This window comes from Erwinia sp. 2186 (assembly GCF_057812255.1).
In genome coordinates this window covers 2,268,626-2,287,129 of the sequence record NZ_CM173824.1, presented here as the reverse complement: position 1 = coordinate 2,287,129, position 18,504 = coordinate 2,268,626, and the positions used below count along the sequence as shown (strand labels likewise).

The window sequence follows — 18,504 nt, the reverse complement described above, 5'->3', positions numbered from 1 at the left end:
CCGGGCCCACCGAAGAATAATTCCTTTGGTGAGCCCGCTAATATTATAAGAACGGCTGGACGTCGCCGACACCCTCACGCACAACTTCTGGCGTATTTTCGGTAAGGTCGATCACCGTGGTGGGATGCTGCCCAAGATAGCCGCCGTGAATAATCAAATCCACCAGCTTACCAATGCTGTCCTGAATGGCTTCCGGATCCGACTCGGTAAAGTCATTACCGGGTAACATCAACGACGTCGACATCATCGGCTCATTCAGTGCTTCCAGCAGCGCCAGCGCAATCGGATTCGACGGTACACGCAGTCCAATCGTCTTACGCTTGTCGTTCATTAAACGGCGTGGCACCTCTTTGGTCGCCTTCAGAATGAAGGTGTAGTTGCCTGGCGTATTGTTTTTGATCAGCCTGAAAGCGGTGTTGTCCACATGCGCATAGGTCGATAACTCAGACAGGTCGCGGCAAACCAGCGTGAAGTTGTGGTTACCATCCAGCTTCCTGATCTTACAAATCCGTTCCATCGCACTTTTATCTTCCAGCTTACATCCCAGCGCATACCCCGAATCCGTCGGGTAGACAATCACGCTGCCTTTATTCAGTAACTCAACGGCCTGCTTAATCAGTCTTGGCTGCGGGTTTTCCGGATGAATATAGAAAAATTGACTCATAACTAACCTCTTATCTGACGCACCGCAGAGAGATCACTCGGGTGCGATTTCCGGGAAGCGAAGCCAGACTGCTTCGACGCCACCCGGAAGCCATAATTTTTTTCCCAACTCGATCCACGGGCAAGGCTGATGGAAATCAGAGCCTTGCGAGGCCGCGAGTTGATAATCCTGTGCATAACGTGCCAGCTGCGTGCGCTCGTTCGGCGCCTGCTGACACTGAGCCACTTCCATCGCATCGCCGCCCTCTTCACTGAAGTGAGCGATCAGGCGCTTCAGCCACTTGGCAGAAAGCCCGTATCGACCTGGATGGGCCAGTACGGTGCGCCCGCCAGAATGATGAATGGCATCAATGGCTTGTTTAATTGTACACCACTGTGGCGGAGCGTAACCGGTTTTGCCGCGGGCCAGGTAGTTTTTGAAAACCTGCGCCATGTTATCGGCCTTGCCCTGCGCAATCAGGAAGCGGGCAAAGTGTCCCCGGGTGATGGCGCCACCTTCTGCCAGCGCCAGCGCGCCGGCCAGCGCATCGGGGATATGTGCTTTCTCTAAACGCTCAGCGATCAGTTCGGCTCTCGCCATGCGGCGTTCGGTTTGCTGCTGTAGAAATTCGGTCAGGATCGGGCTGGCGCAATCGACGCCCAGGCCGACAATATGAATCTCGTGGTTTTCCCACAGCGTCGAGACTTCCACCCCGGCCATTAACTTCAGTGGCAGCTGATGCTTAGCAATCGCCTCACGCGCGGGCTGCACACCGTCAATGGTGTCGTGGTCGGTAATTGCCAGCACGCCAACGCGATGCTCTACCGCCCGCAATACCAGCTCTTCAGGCGTAAGCAGCCCATCGGAAGCACGGGTGTGGCTGTGTAGATCATAAATTGGGTAGGGATTCAGCGGGGTTGGATCGGTCAAAACGGCTCCGGCGTTGGCGGATAAATGTCGCAGCATGATACCCAGAATTATCTGCGCGGGGAAAAAGAGTATTGACTTTTTTACCGCGAACCAGTTAACTAGTACGCAAGTTCACATGAAAGGGTATCGCAATCATGACTATGACACAGACGATGATGACTGGTTGGTGGCGCACTTCTCCCTGAATGGGCGAAGGAGTCATGCACGCAACCAGACGTTGTGCAGATACCCAGGCCCGCCAAAAGCGGGCCTTTTTTTTAGTAAAATGTAGAGAACAGACCTCATGCAAAATGCCAAACCTACAGTGAAGTTGATTACCGGCAACGCACCTTATCGCGAGGATCCGGCCGCCGTGTTTCATCAGTTGTGTGGTGCGCGCCCGGCTACGCTGCTGCTTGAGTCTGCTGACATCGACAGCAAAAAAAATCTGCAAAGCCTGCTGATCGTCGACAGCGCGCTGCGCATCAAGGCGCTGGGAAACAGCGTGACCGTTCAGGCGCTTTCAGAGAATGGCCGCGCCATCCTGCCTTTGCTTGATGCCGCACTGCCGGCTTCGGTCATCAGCACCGTCCGCCCCGATGGGCGCGAACTGACCTTCCCGGCCAACACCGAAGTGCAGGATGAAGATTCCCGCCTGAAAGCCACCTCGGTGTTTGATGCGCTGCGTCTGATCCCGCAGCTGGTTAACAGCCCGGCAGAAGAGCGCAAAGCCGTGCTGTTAGGCGGTCTGTTCGCCTATGACCTGGTCGCCAGTTTTGAAGACCTGCCGGCGCTGGAGAACCAGCAACGCTGCCCGGATTACTGCTTCTATCTGGCCGAAACCCTGCTGGTGATTGACCATCAAAACCAGACGGCGCGCCTGCAGGCTTCTTTGTTTACGCCTGCCCCAACCGAGTTCTTACGTCTGCAAAGCCGTATCGAACAGTTACACGCTCAGATGTTGCAACCTGCTCACCCGCTGCCGGTTCAGCAGGTTGAAGAGATGGCGCTGAGCGTCAACCAGAGTGATGAAGAGTATTGCGCAGTGGTTCGCCAGATGCAGGACGCTATCCGCATCGGTGAAATTTTCCAGGTGGTGCCTTCCCGCCGCTTCTCGCTGCCTTGCCCTTCTCCGCTGGCCGCTTATGACACGCTGAAAAACAGCAACCCAAGTCCTTATATGTTCTTTATACAGGATCAGGACTTCAGTCTGTTCGGCGCGTCACCAGAAAGCTCGCTGAAATATGATGCCATCAGCCGTCAGATTGAAATCTATCCTATTGCCGGTACGCGCCCACGCGGTCGCCATGCGGATGGTTCCCTGAACCGCGATCTGGACAGCCGCATCGAGCTGGAAATGCGGACTGACCATAAAGAGCTGGCTGAGCATCTGATGCTGGTTGACCTGGCGCGTAACGACCTGGCCCGCATTTGCGAACCCGGCAGCCGCTACGTTGCCGACCTGACCAAAGTCGACCGCTACTCGTTTGTGATGCATCTGGTGTCACGCGTGGTGGGAACCCTGCGTGAAGATCTGGATGTGCTGCACGCTTACAGCGCCTGCATGAATATGGGCACGCTGAGCGGCGCGCCGAAAGTGCGTGCGATGCAGCTGATTGCCGGCGCGGAAGGCACCCGTCGCGGTAGCTACGGTGGCGCGGTGGGCTACTTCACCGCCAGCGGCGATCTGGATACCTGTATTGTTATCCGTTCAGCCTATGTGGAAGACGGCGTGGCAACGGTTCAGGCCGGCGCCGGCGTGGTTCTGGACTCTGTGCCTCAGGCTGAAGCCGATGAGAGCCGCAATAAAGCTCGCGCAGTGTTGCGCGCTATCGCAACCGCACATCACTGCAAGGAGATTTTCTGATGGCCGATATTCTGCTGCTCGACAATATTGACTCGTTTACTTACAACCTCGTCGACCAGTTACGCGCCTTTGGCCATAACGTGGTGATTTATCGGAACAACGTGCCTGCAGATACGCTGATTGAACGCCTGCAGAGCATGGAAAATCCGGTGCTGATGCTGTCACCTGGCCCTGGCGCGCCGTCTGAAGCGGGCTGTATGCCAGAAATGCTGACCCGCCTGCGCGGCCGCCTGCCGATTATCGGCATTTGCTTAGGCCACCAGGCGATTGTGGAGGCTTACGGCGGCCATGTGGGCCAGGCAGGCGAAATCCTGCACGGTAAGGCGTCGGCGATTGCGCATGACGATTGCGGCATGTTTGCCGGGTTGACCAACCCACTGCCCGTCGCCCGCTATCACTCGCTGGTCGGCAGCAACGTGCCAGAAGAGCTGACGGTTAACGCCACCTTTAATGGCATGGTGATGGCCGTTCGTCACGATAAGGACCGGGTTTGTGGCTTCCAGTTCCATCCGGAATCCATTCTCACCACGCAAGGCGCAATTTTGCTGGAACAAACACTCGCCTGGGCGCTGGCGTAAAACAAGGAGACACTGATGAACGCTATTCTTGAAAAACTTTACCAGGCCAACACCCTGACGCAGGCGGAAAGCCACCAGCTGTTTTCAGCCATTATTACCGGACAGCTGGAACCCACTCAGTTGGCCGCCGCGCTGATTGCGATGAAAGTCCGCGGCGAACGTCCGGAGGAAATTGCCGGTGCCGCAACCGCACTGCTGGAAGATGCGAAACCCTTCCCGCGCCCGGAGTATGCCTTTGCCGATATCGTAGGTACCGGTGGTGACGGCAGCAACAGCATTAATATTTCGACCGCCAGCGCCTTTGTGGCCGCGGCCTGCGGCCTGAAAGTCGCCAAGCACGGTAACCGCAGCGTCTCCAGCAAATCCGGTTCCTCTGATTTGCTGGCCGCTTTCGGCATCAGTCTGGATCTGCCGGCTGAGCAGGCTCGTCAGGCGCTGGATGATCTGAATGTCTGCTTCCTGTTTGCGCCGCAGTATCACACCGGCTTCCGCCATGCGATGCCGGTTCGCCAGCAGTTAAAGACCCGCACAATATTCAACGTGCTTGGTCCGCTGATCAACCCGGCGCGTCCGCCACTGGCGGTGATTGGCGTTTACAGCCCTGAGCTGGTGCTGCCGATTGCGCAGACATTGAAAGTGTTAGGCTATCAGCGTGCTGCGGTGGTTCACGGCGGCGGCATGGATGAAGTGGCGTTGCACAGCGCAACCCACGTTGCGGAACTGCGCGAAGGCGAAATTACCAGCTACCAGCTGACGCCAGAAGACTTTGGTCTGAACAGCTACCCGCAGGAGGCGCTGGCAGGTGGAACGCCGGAAGAAAACCGTGACATTCTGACCCGATTACTCCAGGGTAAAGGCGAGCGCGCGCACGAAGAAGCGGTTGCCGCTAACGTCGCTCTGCTATTGAAAATTTTTGGTCATGAAGATTTACGTGAGAATGCTCAGCACGCGCTGCGCACCATACGGAGTGGTCAGGCTTACGAGCGCGTTGTCGCTCTGGCAGCAAGAGGATAATCATGCAGGAAACCGTACTGAATAAAATTGTGCAGGACAAAGCGGTCTGGTTGAGCGAACGCCAGCAACAGCAGCCGCTGTCCTCCTTTCAAAATGACGTCAAACCGTCCACCCGCAGCTTTTACCATGCGCTGCAGGGCGCCAGGACCGTTTTCATTCTTGAATGCAAAAAAGCCTCGCCGTCCAAAGGGCTGATCCGCGAAGACTTTGATCCTGCGACCATCGCCGGGATCTACAAGCACTACGCGTCTGCGGTTTCAGTACTGACCGACGAGAAATATTTCCAGGGAAGTTTTGATTTCCTGCCAATCGTCAGTGCCGCGATCACCCAGCCGGTACTGTGTAAAGACTTTATGATCGATCCGTATCAGGTGTACCTGGCACGTTTCTATCAGGCGGATGCCATCTTACTGATGCTTTCAGTATTGAATGATGACCAGTACCGCCAGCTAGCGGCCGTAGCGCACAGCCTGAATATGGGCGTGCTGACGGAAGTGATCAGTGATGAAGAGCTTGAACGCGCTACCGCATTAGGCGCAAAAGTCATCGGCATCAACAACCGCGATTTGCGCGACCTGTCGATCGATCTGGACCGCACGCGTCGCCTCGCGCCTAAAGTGGCGCATGGCGTTACGGTGATCAGTGAATCCGGTATTAACCGTTATTCTCAGGTGCGCGACCTTAGCCACTTTGCTAACGGCTTCCTGATTGGCTCTGCCCTGATGTCCGAAGACGACCTCTCTGCTGCGATTCGCAGGGTGATGCTCGGTGACAACAAGGTCTGTGGGTTGACGCGTGAAGAAGATGCCCGCAGCGCGCATGAAGCCGGAGCCATTTACGGTGGGCTGATCTTCGCCGAAGGTTCTCCTCGTCAGGTTGATGTTGAGCAGGCCCGTCTGGTCATGGCTGGCGCACCGCTGAAGTACGTTGGCGTGTTCCGTAATAACACCGTCAGTGACATTGTCACTTATGCTAATGCGCTTAACCTGCAGGCGGTGCAACTGCACGGCGATGAAGACCAGACGTTTGTTGCCGCCTTGCGCGCCGAACTGCCTGAAACGGTGAAGATCTGGAAAGCCTTCAGCATCAAGGAATCGCTCCCTGCCCGTGACTGGCCACACATCGATCGTTACGTGTTGGATAACGGTAACGGCGGCAGCGGCAAACGCTTTGACTGGTCCCTGCTGCAGGGCGAATCGCTGAACAATGTGCTGCTTGCCGGTGGTCTGGGTGCAGACAACTGTGTTGAAGCCGCCCAGCTCGGCTGTGCCGGTCTTGATTTCAATTCCGGGGTGGAAAGTGCCCCTGGAATTAAAGATGCCTCGAAGATTGCCTCGGTGTTCCATACCCTGAAGGCGTACTGACCGTTGGGGCGGCGACAAACTGCGGCCCCTGTAACGATAAGAGAAGCGAAATGACCTTATTAAATCCCTATTTTGGTGAGTTTGGCGGCATGTATGTGCCGCAAATCCTGATGCCAGCCCTGAATCAGCTGGAAGAAGCCTTTGTCAGCGCCCAGCGCGACCCGGAATTTCAGGCTGAATTTACCGACCTGCTGAAAAACTATGCCGGTCGCCCTACCGCGCTGACGCTGTGTAAGAACCTTACCGCGGGCACCAAAACCCGTTTATACCTGAAACGTGAAGATTTGCTGCACGGTGGCGCGCACAAGACCAACCAGGTGTTGGGACAGGCGTTGCTGGCCAAGCGCATGGGCAAAACCGAAATCATCGCGGAGACCGGCGCCGGACAGCACGGCGTTGCTTCCGCCTTAGCCAGTGCGTTACTTGGTCTGAAATGCCGCATTTATATGGGCGCCAAGGACATCGAACGTCAGTCGCCTAACGTCTTCAGAATGCGTCTGATGGGTGCAGAAGTGATCCCGGTACACAGCGGTTCGTCAACGCTGAAAGATGCCTGTAATGAGGCGCTGCGCGACTGGTCCGGCAGCTATGATACCGCACACTATATGCTTGGCACCGCTGCAGGCCCGCACCCGTTCCCCACTATCGTTCGCGAATTCCAGCGCATGATTGGTGAAGAGACTAAAGCGCAGATCCTCGATCGCGAAGGTCGCCTGCCGGATGCGGTGATCGCCTGTGTCGGTGGCGGCTCGAACGCTATCGGAATGTTTGCTGATTTCATCGATGACGCGTCGGTCGGCTTGATTGGTGTCGAGCCAGCCGGTCACGGTATTGAGTCTGGTGAGCACGGCGCGCCGTTAAAACATGGCCGCGTGGGCATCTACTTTGGCATGAAGTCGCCAATGATGCAGACCGAGGATGGACAGATTGAAGAGTCCTACTCCATTTCTGCAGGCCTCGACTTCCCTTCAGTCGGCCCGCAGCACGCCTATCTGAACAGCATTGGTCGTGCGGAATATGTTTCGATTACCGATGATGAAGCGATGGATGCCTTTAAAATCCTCTGTCGCAGCGAAGGTATCATCCCGGCGCTGGAATCTTCCCACGCCCTTGCCCACGCCTTGAAAATGATGCGTGACGCGCCAGAGAAAGAACAGCTTCTGGTGGTAAATCTTTCCGGACGCGGCGATAAAGATATCTTCACCGTTCATGACATTCTGACCGCTAAGGGAGAAATTTAATGGAGCGTTACGACCTGCTTTTTAAACGCCTTGCTGAGAAGAAAGAAGGTGCGTTTGTCCCTTTCGTGACGCTGGGCGATCCCACGCCGGAACTCTCCCTGCAGATCATTGATGCGCTGGTAGAAGGCGGCGCAGATGCGCTGGAGTTAGGCATCCCATTCTCGGATCCGCTGGCGGATGGACCCACGATTCAAGGTGCAGCCCTGCGTGCCTTCGCGGCCGGCGTGACACCGTCACAATGCTTTGAAATGCTGAAAACCATTCGCCAGAAATATCCGGAGATCCCGATTGGTCTGTTGATGTACGCCAACCTGGTGTTCTCCAACGGCATCGATAACTTCTATGCGCGTTGCGAAGAAGTGGGTGTGGATTCGGTGCTGGTCGCCGACGTGCCGATTGAAGAGTCTGCTCCGTTCCGTCAGTCAGCCATGCGTCACAACGTAGCACCGATCTTTATCTGTCCGCCTAACGCCAGTGATGACCTGCTGCGTGAGATTGCTTCTCATGGCCGTGGCTACACCTACCTGCTGTCCCGCGCGGGCGTAACCGGCACGGAAAGCCGTGGCGTCAGCCATTCGCTGCAGCATCTGGTGGATAAACTGCACGAGTATCATGCCGCTCCTCCCATTCAGGGCTTTGGTATCTCTGAGCCAGGCCAGGTCACAGAGGCGCTGCAGGCCGGTGCCGCCGGTGCTATCTCGGGTTCTGCCGTGGTGAAGATCATCGAGAAAAACCATGCCAACCCACCGGTGATGCTGGCTGAACTGAAGGCTTTCGTCAGCTCGCTGAAAGCGGCCACGCGTTAATTTGCCTTAAATGCCTTATCCGTCCGGGTAAGGCATTATTTTTTCACTCTTTATTACATCCTGCGCTGGAAATATTCCGGACTCTGGCTAAGCTTCTGAGACAGAGCGATTCTGTACACACGGCTTAAGCCAAATAGTGAATGACAGGGAGATTACAATGAAGTTGTTTAAAGTCCTGACGGGTATGGTTATTGCGGCTGTTGTCGCTATCACAGTCAGCGCCTGTGCGCCTACGCCAACGAAAGAAGGCACCGGCGGTTACCTCGATGACACCGTGATTACCACTAAAGTGAAATCCGAACTGCTTAATGCTAAAGACCTGAAATCTACTGAGATCAACGTAGAAACCTTTAAGGGTCGCGTACAGCTGAGCGGCTTCGTTTCCAGCTCAGCAGCAGCTAACCGTGCGGTGCAGGTGACCCGTACTGTTAAAGGCGTTACCGCTGTAACCAACAATATGCAGATTAAGTAATTTTTGTCTGCTGAAAACAAAAGGCGCTGATTAGCGCCTTTTTTCATTTTGAGCAGCAGATTAGAAACGGTAGCCCGCACCGAAGAAGAACACCACCGGGTTGATGCGCGTATCGATGCTCTGATGGCCGGCAGGGGAATCAAAGCCGACTTTGGTGTCGATGTCCATGTACCACACCGACGCATTCAGCATCCAGTCCGGGGTCAGCTGATAATCCAGGCCCACCTGACCGGCGAGTCCCCACGAGTTTTTCACGCTCAGATTACTTAATCCTGCGTCACGACCTGTCTGGTTGAAATCGTTATCATAGAACATAGTGTAGTTAACACCGATGCCCATATACGGCTGTACTTTGCTGGTATTGCCCATGAAATACCATTGTGCCATCAGCGTTGGCGGCAGCTGATGAACGGTAGCCAGCGTCCCGGTAGCACCCAGGCCGACCTTATGGCGGAACGGCGTCGCGCCAAGCAGTTCAATACCAATGTTGTCGGTCGCCATATAGGTAAACGTCAACCCAAGCTGGGTATTATTACTGACGTCGAATTCTCCGAGGCCAAGCACGTTATCCGATCCACCGGTAGGTCGAACCGTGGCAGAGCCTGCACGCATAAAGAAATCCCCTGCCTGATGAGCAGAAGCCGCCACGGGCAGTAATGCCACCACCGCCAGAACCAACGCTTTCACTTTCATATCCACTCCTTTGCAAAAAAATACGCTATTGCGCAATCGTTGTTTTTATTGGCGACAGTTTTACGTTAATTTTTGCAAAGATCATCCAAATCAATTCTTTCAAAGTCCTTAAAAAACATAGAGTTGATTTAGATCAATTTTCTGGCTTTATTCAACACCGCGTCGCCAGTCTTTCCCCTCTGCGGGTCAAATCACGGAAAATTGGAGTGCGCTGAAAAATGCGTTTTACTGACCGCTAATACCTTCTTTAATCGAAAGTTATGTAAGTCAGGGTGCCAGGTTGCCCGCAGACCATGTACAATCGCCGGATCGCAATAATCGGCTGTTCAAGGAGTCTACATGTCATTCACGGCAGGTTCGTTATACCGTGACACGGGGAATTTTTTCCGCCATCAACTGGTTACCATCATTCTGATGGCACTGCTCACCTCTTTTATTACCGTGCTGATTGGTCATGCGCTCACGCCTGGCGCCGATCAGTTATCGATCCTGACCGACGGTGACAATGGTTCTGGCATGAGCCTGATCGAAATGGTGCAAAATATGTCGCCCGATCAGCAACGCGTCCTGCTGAAAGCCTCTGCGGCCGGCACCTTTGCCTCGCTGGTAGGCAACACTTTGCTGCTCGGCGGCATGCTGAGCCTGCTGCCGATGGTGTCAGCCGGTCAGCGCGTCAGTGCACTGCGTGCCATTGGTGCCTCTGCACCGACGCTGCCACGCTTGCTGCTGCTGGTGTTCCTGATGACGCTGATTATTCAGCTTGGGTTTATGGCGCTGGTTGTACCCGGGCTGATTCTGGCCGTGGTGCTGTCGCTGGCACCGGTGATCCTGTCAACAGAGAAGGTCGGTATCTTTGCCGCCATGCGGACCAGTACCCGTCTGGTGTGGAGCCAGATGAAGGTGGTTGCTCCGGCGATTGCCGTCTGGCTGCTGGCTAAAGTGGTGGTGCTGTTCCTCGCCTCTTCACTGACCATCCTGCCGGCCAATGTCGCCTCGGTGTTACTGAACGCGCTCAGTAACCTTGTCTCAGCGATACTGATCATTTACCTCTATCGCCTGTATATGCTATTACGTTAATGGCCGCTGCGAGCTTCAGGGCTCGCAGTCGCTACGTAATTTCTAAGCCTGGTATCCGGAAGCCTTTATGAAGCAGTTACTCGATTTCCTTCCACTCGTGGTCTTTTTCATCTTCTATAAGCTGTACGATATTTTTGTCGCCTCAGGCGCCTTAATCGCCGCTACCGCGCTGACCTTAGTCATCAGTTGGGTGCTGTATCGCAAGCTGGAAAAAATGACCATTATCACTTTCGTGCTGGTTGCCGTGTTTGGCACCCTGACGCTGGTGTTCCATAACGATGAGTTCATCAAGTGGAAAGTGACCGTGATCTACACGTTATTTGCCGTTGCGTTGCTGTTCAGCCAGTTCTGGATGAAGCAGCCGTTGATCCAGAGCATGTTGGGTAAAGAGCTGACCCTGCCGTCTTTCGCCTGGAAAAAACTGAATATTGCCTGGGCGATTTTCTTCTTCGCCTGCGGTCTGGCAAATATCTACGTGGCGTTTTGGTTATCTCAGGAGTTTTGGGTTAATTTTAAAGTGTTCGGTCTGACCGGACTCACCCTGCTCTTTACCGTCGTCAGCGGTCTGTATATTTATCGTCTGATGCCACAAGAAGAAAAATAATCACAGAGCCCGGCAATCGTCCGGGCTTTTTGCCCTTTTTTATTGAGAAGCCTGACAATGAATGATGACAACAACAGAGTGCCGCAGGGCGAGATGGTGCTGCGTACGCTAGCCATGCCTGCTGATACCAACGCCAATGGCGATATCTTTGGTGGCTGGCTGATGTCACAAATGGATATGGGTGGTGCGATCCTGGCGAAAGAGATTGCCGGTGGTCGCGTGGTGACCGTGCGGGCCGATGGCATGACCTTTCTGAAGCCGGTTGCCGTTGGCGATGTGGTGAGCTGTCACGCACGTTGCATCCGCACCGGCACCAGCTCGATCACCATCAATATCGAAGTGTGGATCAAGAAAGTTTCTTCTGAACCCATTGGTCAGCGCTACTGCACCACGGAAGCGGTTTTTGTCTATGTTGCCGTTGATGGTGCCGGGAAATCGCGCCCGCTGCCTGAAGGGAAAAGCAACTTCAGCTACGTCGAACAGGGTTAAGGTTGTCGGGTTTAGCTGTTGATCGGACAACAAAAAGGCGGGTCTGCCCGCCTTTTTTTATTCGATGCTGCTGCCACCGTTAATCTTGAACACGATATTCATGGTCATGTCTTTGCCCGGCTTATTGGCTTCATAACGCCATTTCTTCATCGCCTGCTTCACTTCACGCTCAAACATATTGCGCGGCTCAGCCGACAGAATGCGAATGTTACCCACCTCACCAGAGCTGTCTACGTCGAACTGCACACGCACCCGGCCTTCCATCCGCAGTGCAAAGGCACGTGCGGGATAGGCGGGCTTACCAACGCTCAGGGCCTTAGGTCCGGTAGAAACCGCTGTGGATGGCGCTGGCGACGTTTTCGGCGCGGTTGAAGGCTTAGGCGCCACCGCCGTCTTCTCGTTGTTGAACGGCGAAGCCTGACGCGGTTCAGTGTGCGGCTTAACCTCTTTCTTCGGTTTTACCACTTCCTTCTTCACCGGTTTAGGCTTGGGCTTCGGCACCGGTTTAGGGATTGGCACCGGCTCAGGCTTCGGCGGTTCTGGTGCAGGTTCAGGCACCGGTTCTGGCTCGGGCTCTGCGACTGGCTCGGGCGCAGGTTGCGGTGCAGGCTGAGGTTCCGGCTGCACTTCAGGTGCGACCAGGGAGACGCTAATCGGCTGAGACGCTTTGGGCACTTCAACAACCTGGTGAAAAGAAGCATATAAGATCCCTCCAATCACCGCGGCATGCAGTCCTAATGAGAACAGCGTCGGCAGTGAAATACGGCGGGGTAAAGAATGTTCTGCAAGCGTCGTCATAATATTTCTGCTGTTAGTGTTGAAGCGCAATTGTAAATGCAAATAGCAATCAGTTTCAACAACCTCTCGGCTTAACCGCGGCGATTTAACAAGAAAAACGCCCTGAGCTGCGCCTAATCAAGCCAGAGTGCGCTTTAGTTTGCAGATTGGTTAACGATCACTTAACGTGAGTGCCGACGATATTGACCTGACAGGAGTTGTAAACGTGCTCTATGTAATTTACGCGGAAGACAATGCTGATTCTCTCGAGAAGCGTACCGCTGTACGCCCTGCTCACCTTGCGCGTCTGCAACTATTGCAGGATGAAGGTCGGCTGATTGTGGCTGGCCCAATGCCAGTGGTGGACAGTAACGAGCCAGGCAAAGCGGGCTTTAGCGGCTCAACGGTTATTGCTGAGTTCCCGTCACTGGAAGAGGCGCAGTCCTGGGCGCAGGATGACCCTTATATCGCCGCAGGCGTGTATAAGCAGGTTGCGGTGAAGCCTTTCAAACGCGTGTTCTGATTACGCGGATAAATCAGGATATTCAATCGGTTGTGATGATTGAATAGAGCCAGAAAATCCAATCGGTACACATCTAAGTACCCACCGTTTTTCTGGCTCATCATTTCATATTCACGTTTATATCGTCAGCCGGCGCATCAGTAACGGGCAATGAAAGGGCGGATAATTGACCTATGAATAGGGCTGCGGTGGGTTAGCGGGTTCGATGGCATATTGGGGAGAGCAGACGGAATGGGCGCTCTTGCCGGGGGCTAAACGTGGTGGAGCCGCATTTGCATTTCTACGGTTTCAACAACCTGGTGCCTTCAGTCATTCACCCTCTCCACTTGTCGGAGTTGCGTATGAAGTTTGTCCTGGCCACTGAGGGGCATTAAACGCCGGCTAAAAATGCCCGCACGCATAATATTGCTCCCTTCCGTTGTTAGAAGTCCTGACTCACACTTCACGTACCAGGCGGGAGCGACCTCACCACTGATATCGCTTTTACTTGGGCCTAAAAAATTGATCAGTTCGACAATTTTACCTATGTTTTCTGAAACATTGGCGGAAATGATCATCGCCAACCCTCCGGGCTGCATCTTACTCATCAAACTCTCCACATCCCCAGGAACTTCTGTTTCGAAAAAATGCCGCAGCCATTATACGGGCCATTTTATGATGAGAATAGGTATCATTACTTACATAATTAATGCCTGTGATCATGCCCTGATCCCTATCGGTTTTTCCCCTCTCTTGCTTACGTTCGGCTCTTATTGCGTAAAACGAATCAAGCTCTTTATGGGAGGTGGCGTAATTAACGTGGAGGGGTTATCACAGATGTAAAAATAAAAATGACATCGCAGAGCTGATTTGAGGGTTCTGCTCAGCGATGGTCGGCACGCATTATCTGTTCTGCATTATGAGACAGGCAATAAAGAGTAACTCACTGTCATTATGGATTTGCAGAAGATGCAGAGTGCGCCGTGGGGATTCTTGCTGGTGACATTGTGCATGGAGAAACGAAACTGGCTGCCGCAACATGATGGGCATTGGTATTTTAACTTAGAGATAGAAACCTACTTTTTTGCTTAAGAGACAACACCCTAACATCAAAACACGTTCTCGTCACCCCTTGTCACCGAGTTGAAGCCGACAAACGCCTATTTAATGAGGCGCCTGGTGTTTGCCGGGTACATTACCTGGAAAGCGATCGTCCCGGCAAATTATTTCAAGGGATCTGGGTAATGAAAAGAATAGACCGGCGTTGTTGCTGGCTCACCTGGTGGCGGATGAGATGCATCCGGCCATATCTGCGGGATTGCCCTTCCAGCCAGCGTGCTCTGCGCCGCTGAATCTGCCGTGACATGCGCCAGCGTGCAACTTCATTTCTACTCCGTCTCATCTTGCCCTCTTCGCTTGAAAAACTCGCGCCGCATTATAGACCTTTCTTAATGCCCGCCAGGTCCGATGACTTTAAAAAGGAAAAGGTTTCGCCTGCTGTCATCAACACGTAAACTCCCTCTATTCAAGCGTGAACAGGACTTCCACTTACATGACGACATTTTATTCAGTACTCAGCTGGCTGCTGGTATTTGGCTACTGGCTGCTGATCGCCGGGGTTACGCTACGTATCCTGATGAAGCGCCGCGCCGTACCGTCTGCCATGGCCTGGCTACTGATTATTTATATTCTGCCTCTTGTAGGGATCATCGCCTATCTGTCGTTCGGTGAGCTGCATCTGGGTAAACGCCGCGCCGAGCGCGCCCGCACCATGTGGCCGTCAACCGCCCGGTGGCTGAATGATTTAAAGTCCTGTCACCACATCTTCTCGCATGAAAACAGCGATGTGGCGCGTTCCCTGTTCCAGCTGTGTGAAAATCGTCAGGGCATTGCCGGCGTGAAAGGCAATCAGCTGCAGCTGCTCACGTCTACCGATGAAACGCTTAAGGCGTTAGTGCGTGATATCCAGTTGGCACGCCATAATATCGAGATGGTGTTCTATATCTGGCAGCCTGGCGGCCTGGCCGATGAAGTTGCAGAATGCCTGATGGCCGCAGCGCGTCGTGGCGTGCATTGCCGACTGATGCTGGATTCAGCCGGTAGCGTGCAGTTCTTCCGTAGCCCGTGGGCGGCAATGATGCGCAATGCCGGTGTGGATGTGGTGGAGTCACTTAAGGTCAGCCTGTGGCGCGTGTTTTTACGCCGCATGGATCTGCGTCAGCACCGCAAAATCGTGCTGATTGATAATTACATCGCGTATACCGGCAGTATGAACCTGGTCGATCCGCGTTACTTTAAGCAGGATGCCGGCGTAGGTCAGTGGATCGATTTGATGGCCCGTATGGAAGGCCCCGTTGCCACCGCCATGGGCATCATCTACTCCTGTGACTGGGAGATTGAGACCGGTAAACGCATTTTGCCGCCACCGCCCGACGGCAACATCATGCCGTTTGAAGAGGAAAGCGGTCATACCATCCAGGTGATCGCTTCCGGGCCCGGCTTCCCGGAAGACCTGATCCATCAGGCGTTGCTCACCGCGGTGTATGCCGCCCGTGAGCAGCTGATTATGACCACGCCCTACTTTGTGCCCAGCGATGATTTGCTGCATGCCATCTGCACCGCCGCCCTGCGCGGCGTCGACGTCAGCATTATTGTGCCGCGCCATAACGATTCAATGCTGGTTGGCTGGGCGAGCAGGGCCTTTTTTGCCGAGCTGCTGGCCGCCGGCGTGAAGATTTACCAGTTTGAAGACGGTCTGCTGCATACCAAGAGCGTGCTGGTCGATGGTCAGCTCAGTCTGGTGGGCACGGTGAATCTCGATATGCGCAGCCTGTGGCTGAATTTTGAAATCACCATGGTCATTGACGATGATGGTTTTGGTGGCGATCTGGCCCGCGTACAGGACGATTATATCGCCCGATCGCGGCTGGTTGATGGCCAGCGTTGGTCAAGACGTGCCTACTGGCAGCGTATTGTTGAACGACTGTTTTACTTCTTTAGTCCGTTGCTGTAAAACGAGCGGAATTGCACAGCGCCCGCAGGGGCATTATGGGAAATGTTATGGATTTGAATAACCGCCTTACCGAAGATGAAACCCTTGAACAGGCCTACGATATTTTCCTGGAGCTGGCGGGTGATAATCTTGATCCAGCCGATATCATTTTGTTCAATCTTCAGTTTGAGGAGCGCGGCGGCGCCGAACTCTTCGATCCTTCAGAAGACTGGTCTGAGCATGTGGATTATGATCTGAACCCGGACTTCTTCTGTGAAGTGGTGATTGGTCTGGGCGATGCTGATGGCGAGCCGATCAATGATGTCTTTGCCCGCGTGCTGCTGTGCCGTGAGAAAGACAACAAGCTGTGCCATATCCTGTGGCGTGAATAATTTTTTCAGTGCAGAGAGTTAAAAGGCCGGGCAAATTGCCCGGCCTTTTTCGTTTGGCTTATAGCGGATCGACCTTAAGACAGGACACCGCATGATGGAAGCTTCCCTCCAGCAACGGACGGGTTATCGCGCATTCCGGTCCGGCAATCGGGCAGCGCGTTCTGAATACGCAGCCTGACGGCGGATTGATTGGCGAAGGCAGTTCCCCTTCCAGCAGCTGAATCACCTTGTTTTTTTCCAGGTCCGGATCGGGGATCGGCACGGCTGACATCAAGGCTCTGGTGTAAGGATGCTGTGGATTCTGATACACCTCTTTATAGGTGCCCAGCTCCACCGCATGGCCCAGATACATCACCAGTACGCGGTCGGAAATATGCTTAACCACCGCCAGGTCATGCGCGATGAAGATCAGTGACAGGCCCATTTCACGCTGCAGTTTCTGCAACAGATTGACCACCTGCGCCTGAATCGACACGTCCAGCGCAGAAACCGGTTCATCACAGATGATCAGTTTTGGCTCGAGGATCAACGCACGGGCAATACCGATTCGCTGACACTGGCCGCCAGAGAATTCATGGGGATAACGGTTAATCAGGTTTGGCAGCAGGCCCACCTTCATCATCATCGTTTTTACCCGCTCCTTCACTTCCTGGCGCGGCATTTTAGGATGGTAGGTGCGCAATGGCTCCGCGATGATATCGCCAATGTTCATGCGTGGATTCAGTGAAGCCAGCGGATCCTGGAAAATCATCTGGATATCGCTGCGCGCTCTGCGCCACTCTTCTTCACTCTGCCCCAGCAGATCGCGACCCAGCCAGGCAACGCGCCCTTCGGTAGCCTTGACCAGTCCGATGATGGCGCGCGCCAGCGTCGACTTGCCGCAACCGGATTCACCGACCACGCCTAACGTCTCACCTTCGTACAGGCGCAGGCTGACACCATCAACGGCTTTCAGGGTTTTTGACGGTTGCCAGAACCACTGCTTACCGTCTTTGATATCAAAATGGACTTTGAGATCGGCAATTTCTAACAGAACTTTCTTTTCAGCTACCGCGCTCATACCAGCTCCTCCACGGGTTTAAAGCAGGCACGCAGGCGTCCTTCACCAAATGGCTCCAGCGGCGGCGCGGTGGAACAGATTTCCATCGCATGTTGGCAACGAGGCTGGAACGGACAGCCTTTTGGTAAACGCAGCAGGTTTGGTGGATTACCGGAGATGGTCACTAACGAGTCACCTTCCTCTGCATCCAGACGGGGCACCGCATTCAGTAAACCAATCGAGTAAGGATGCGTTGGCTGATAGAACACGTCACGCGCAGTGCCATATTCCATCGTTCTTCCGGCATACATTACCAGCACGCGGTCACAGATCCCGGCGACGACGCCCAGATCGTGGGTGATCATAATGATGGCGGTATTGAATTCGCGCTTCAGATCGTTCAGCAGCGTCATGATCTGCGCCTGCACCGTCACATCCAGCGCGGTGGTCGGCTCATCTGCAATCAGCAGCTTCGGCTTGCACAGCAGCGCCATGGCAATCATTACGCGCTGGCGCATGCCGCCGGAGAATTCATGTGGATACATTTTCATTCGCTTGCGCGCTTCCGGCATTTTCACCGCATCCAGCATCCGCACTGACTCTTCGAAGGCCTGAGCACTGTTCATGCCCTTGTGCAGCTTCAGCACTTCCATCAGCTGTTCACCGACCTTCATATACGGGTTCAGTGAGGTCATCGGGTCCTGGAAGATCATCGCAATCTGCTCGGCACGCAGTCTGTTCAGCTTATTCTCTGGCAGATTGAGGATTTCATTGCCATTAAACAGCGCAGAGCCGCCAATGCGGCCGTTGTTCGCCAACAGCCCCATCAGGGCAAAGGCCGTCTGTGATTTTCCGGAACCGGACTCACCCACGATGCCAAGGGTTTCACCGGCACGCAGGTTAAAGTTCAAATCGTTCACGGCAGTGACATCACCGTCTGGCGTACCAAAGGTGACGCGCAGATCTTTTACGTCCAGCAGAAGGTCGGTTCCCGCTTTTTTTGCCATTGCTGGCTGCATTTCAATTACGCTCATCGGGAAACTCC

The 18,504-nt window shown here is 54.2% G+C and carries 20 protein-coding genes, 1 pseudogene and 1 other annotated feature; of the genes and pseudogenes, 12 read left to right on the top strand and 9 right to left on the bottom strand.

The features are described from left to right. Window positions 1-43: 43 nt before the first annotated feature. Complete coding sequence (locus ACXKZG_RS10630) at window positions 44-664, bottom strand: L-threonylcarbamoyladenylate synthase (protein ID WP_013202393.1); 621 nt, start codon at window positions 662-664, stop codon at window positions 44-46. 33 nt (window positions 665-697) lie between these two features. Continuing rightward, complete coding sequence (gene rnm, locus ACXKZG_RS10625) at window positions 698-1,609, bottom strand: RNase RNM (protein ID WP_013202394.1); 912 nt, start codon at window positions 1,607-1,609, stop codon at window positions 698-700. Between the two features lie 122 nt (window positions 1,610-1,731). Next, window positions 1,732-1,831 (top strand) — a sequence feature (Trp leader region). A 25-nt stretch (window positions 1,832-1,856) separates the two neighbouring features. On the opposite strand from rnm, the gene ACXKZG_RS10620 reads away from it, so the two are divergent. The 6 genes and pseudogenes from ACXKZG_RS10620 (at window position 1,857) to ACXKZG_RS10595 (ending at window position 8,894) form a co-directional block, all read left to right on the top strand. After that, window positions 1,857-3,419 carry an anthranilate synthase component 1 gene (locus ACXKZG_RS10620; RefSeq protein WP_488876165.1) on the top strand — a complete coding sequence of 521 codons (1,563 nt, stop codon included), beginning with the start codon at window positions 1,857-1,859 and terminating at the stop codon, window positions 3,417-3,419. Beyond that, window positions 3,419-5,011 (top strand): annotated as a pseudogene (gene trpD / locus ACXKZG_RS10615) (bifunctional anthranilate synthase glutamate amidotransferase component TrpG/anthranilate phosphoribosyltransferase TrpD). The gene ACXKZG_RS10620 and the pseudogene trpD overlap by 1 nt, the downstream one beginning before the upstream one ends. Window positions 5,012-5,013: 2 nt before the next feature. After that, entirely contained in the window at window positions 5,014-6,375 is a 1,362-nt protein-coding gene (trpCF, locus tag ACXKZG_RS10610) for a bifunctional indole-3-glycerol-phosphate synthase TrpC/phosphoribosylanthranilate isomerase TrpF (protein WP_013202399.1), read from the top strand. Window positions 6,376-6,425: 50 nt separating this feature from the next. Next, complete coding sequence (trpB, locus tag ACXKZG_RS10605) at window positions 6,426-7,616, top strand: tryptophan synthase subunit beta (protein WP_013202400.1); 1,191 nt, start codon at window positions 6,426-6,428, stop codon at window positions 7,614-7,616. Beyond that, on the top strand, window positions 7,616-8,422 hold the full coding sequence (trpA, locus tag ACXKZG_RS10600; protein WP_013202401.1) for a tryptophan synthase subunit alpha: 807 nt from the start codon (window positions 7,616-7,618) through the stop codon (window positions 8,420-8,422). Before trpB ends, trpA begins: the two co-directional genes overlap by 1 nt. 157 nt (window positions 8,423-8,579) lie before the next feature. Beyond that, complete coding sequence (locus ACXKZG_RS10595) at window positions 8,580-8,894, top strand: BON domain-containing protein (RefSeq protein ID WP_013202402.1); 315 nt, start codon at window positions 8,580-8,582, stop codon at window positions 8,892-8,894. Window positions 8,895-8,954: 60 nt separating this feature from the next. On the opposite strand, the gene ompW is transcribed toward ACXKZG_RS10595, so the two are convergent. Next, window positions 8,955-9,587, bottom strand: a complete 633-nt coding sequence (gene ompW, locus ACXKZG_RS10590; protein WP_013202403.1) for an outer membrane protein OmpW — start codon at window positions 9,585-9,587, stop codon at window positions 8,955-8,957. Between the two features lie 339 nt (window positions 9,588-9,926). Between ompW and ACXKZG_RS10585 the strand changes: the two genes are divergently transcribed. From ACXKZG_RS10585 to yciA, 3 genes are all read left to right on the top strand, one after another. Continuing rightward, on the top strand, window positions 9,927-10,664 hold the full coding sequence (locus tag ACXKZG_RS10585) for a YciC family protein (RefSeq protein ID WP_053142834.1): 738 nt from the start codon (window positions 9,927-9,929) through the stop codon (window positions 10,662-10,664). Window positions 10,665-10,731: 67 nt separating this feature from the next. Further along, window positions 10,732-11,268 (top strand): septation protein A, encoded by a 537-nt coding sequence (locus ACXKZG_RS10580; RefSeq protein ID WP_013202405.1) that lies wholly within the window; start codon window positions 10,732-10,734, stop codon window positions 11,266-11,268. Window positions 11,269-11,325: 57 nt separating this feature from the next. Then, window positions 11,326-11,757 carry an acyl-CoA thioester hydrolase YciA gene (gene yciA, locus ACXKZG_RS10575; protein ID WP_013202406.1) on the top strand — a complete coding sequence of 144 codons (432 nt, stop codon included), beginning with the start codon at window positions 11,326-11,328 and terminating at the stop codon, window positions 11,755-11,757. Between the two features lie 57 nt (window positions 11,758-11,814). On the opposite strand, the gene tonB is transcribed toward yciA, so the two are convergent. After that, the gene (gene tonB / locus ACXKZG_RS10570) at window positions 11,815-12,555 is read right to left on the bottom strand and encodes a TonB system transport protein TonB (protein WP_134824265.1); all 741 of its coding nucleotides are present in this window, start codon (window positions 12,553-12,555) and stop codon (window positions 11,815-11,817) included. Between the two features lie 205 nt (window positions 12,556-12,760). Between tonB and ACXKZG_RS10565 the strand changes: the two genes are divergently transcribed. Next, a complete protein-coding gene (locus ACXKZG_RS10565; protein WP_013202408.1) occupies window positions 12,761-13,057 on the top strand; it encodes a YciI family protein in 297 nt (98 codons plus the stop codon). Between the two features lie 305 nt (window positions 13,058-13,362). Here ACXKZG_RS10565 and ACXKZG_RS10560 read toward each other — a convergent pair whose 3' ends face one another. The 3 genes from ACXKZG_RS10560 to ACXKZG_RS10550 form a co-directional block, all read right to left on the bottom strand. Beyond that, on the bottom strand, window positions 13,363-13,644 hold the full coding sequence (locus ACXKZG_RS10560; RefSeq protein ID WP_134824266.1) for a hypothetical protein: 282 nt from the start codon (window positions 13,642-13,644) through the stop codon (window positions 13,363-13,365). Between the two features lie 309 nt (window positions 13,645-13,953). Further along, a complete protein-coding gene (gene ymcF, locus ACXKZG_RS10555) occupies window positions 13,954-14,049 on the bottom strand; it encodes a cold shock small protein YmcF (protein ID WP_422387916.1) in 96 nt (31 codons plus the stop codon). A gap of 215 nt (window positions 14,050-14,264) precedes the next feature. Further along, window positions 14,265-14,438 (bottom strand): YciY family protein, encoded by a 174-nt coding sequence (locus ACXKZG_RS10550; RefSeq protein WP_134824267.1) that lies wholly within the window; start codon window positions 14,436-14,438, stop codon window positions 14,265-14,267. 150 nt (window positions 14,439-14,588) lie between these two features. Here ACXKZG_RS10550 and cls point away from each other — a divergent pair, with 150 nt between their 5' ends. Beyond that, window positions 14,589-16,049, top strand: coding sequence for a cardiolipin synthase (cls, locus tag ACXKZG_RS10545; RefSeq protein WP_013202410.1), 1,461 nt, complete (start codon window positions 14,589-14,591; stop codon window positions 16,047-16,049). A gap of 47 nt (window positions 16,050-16,096) precedes the next feature. Beyond that, window positions 16,097-16,420, top strand: a complete 324-nt coding sequence (locus tag ACXKZG_RS10540) for an HI1450 family dsDNA-mimic protein (protein ID WP_041692021.1) — start codon at window positions 16,097-16,099, stop codon at window positions 16,418-16,420. Window positions 16,421-16,478: 58 nt separating this feature from the next. Here the strand turns inward: ACXKZG_RS10540 and oppF are convergent, their stop codons facing one another. Together oppF and ACXKZG_RS10530 are read right to left on the bottom strand one after the other, a co-directional pair. Continuing rightward, window positions 16,479-17,480 carry a murein tripeptide/oligopeptide ABC transporter ATP binding protein OppF gene (oppF, locus tag ACXKZG_RS10535; protein ID WP_134824269.1) on the bottom strand — a complete coding sequence of 334 codons (1,002 nt, stop codon included), beginning with the start codon at window positions 17,478-17,480 and terminating at the stop codon, window positions 16,479-16,481. Then, complete coding sequence (locus ACXKZG_RS10530; RefSeq protein ID WP_013202413.1) at window positions 17,477-18,493, bottom strand: ABC transporter ATP-binding protein; 1,017 nt, start codon at window positions 18,491-18,493, stop codon at window positions 17,477-17,479. Before ACXKZG_RS10530 ends, oppF begins: the two co-directional genes overlap by 4 nt. Between the last annotated feature and the right edge of the window lie 11 nt (window positions 18,494-18,504).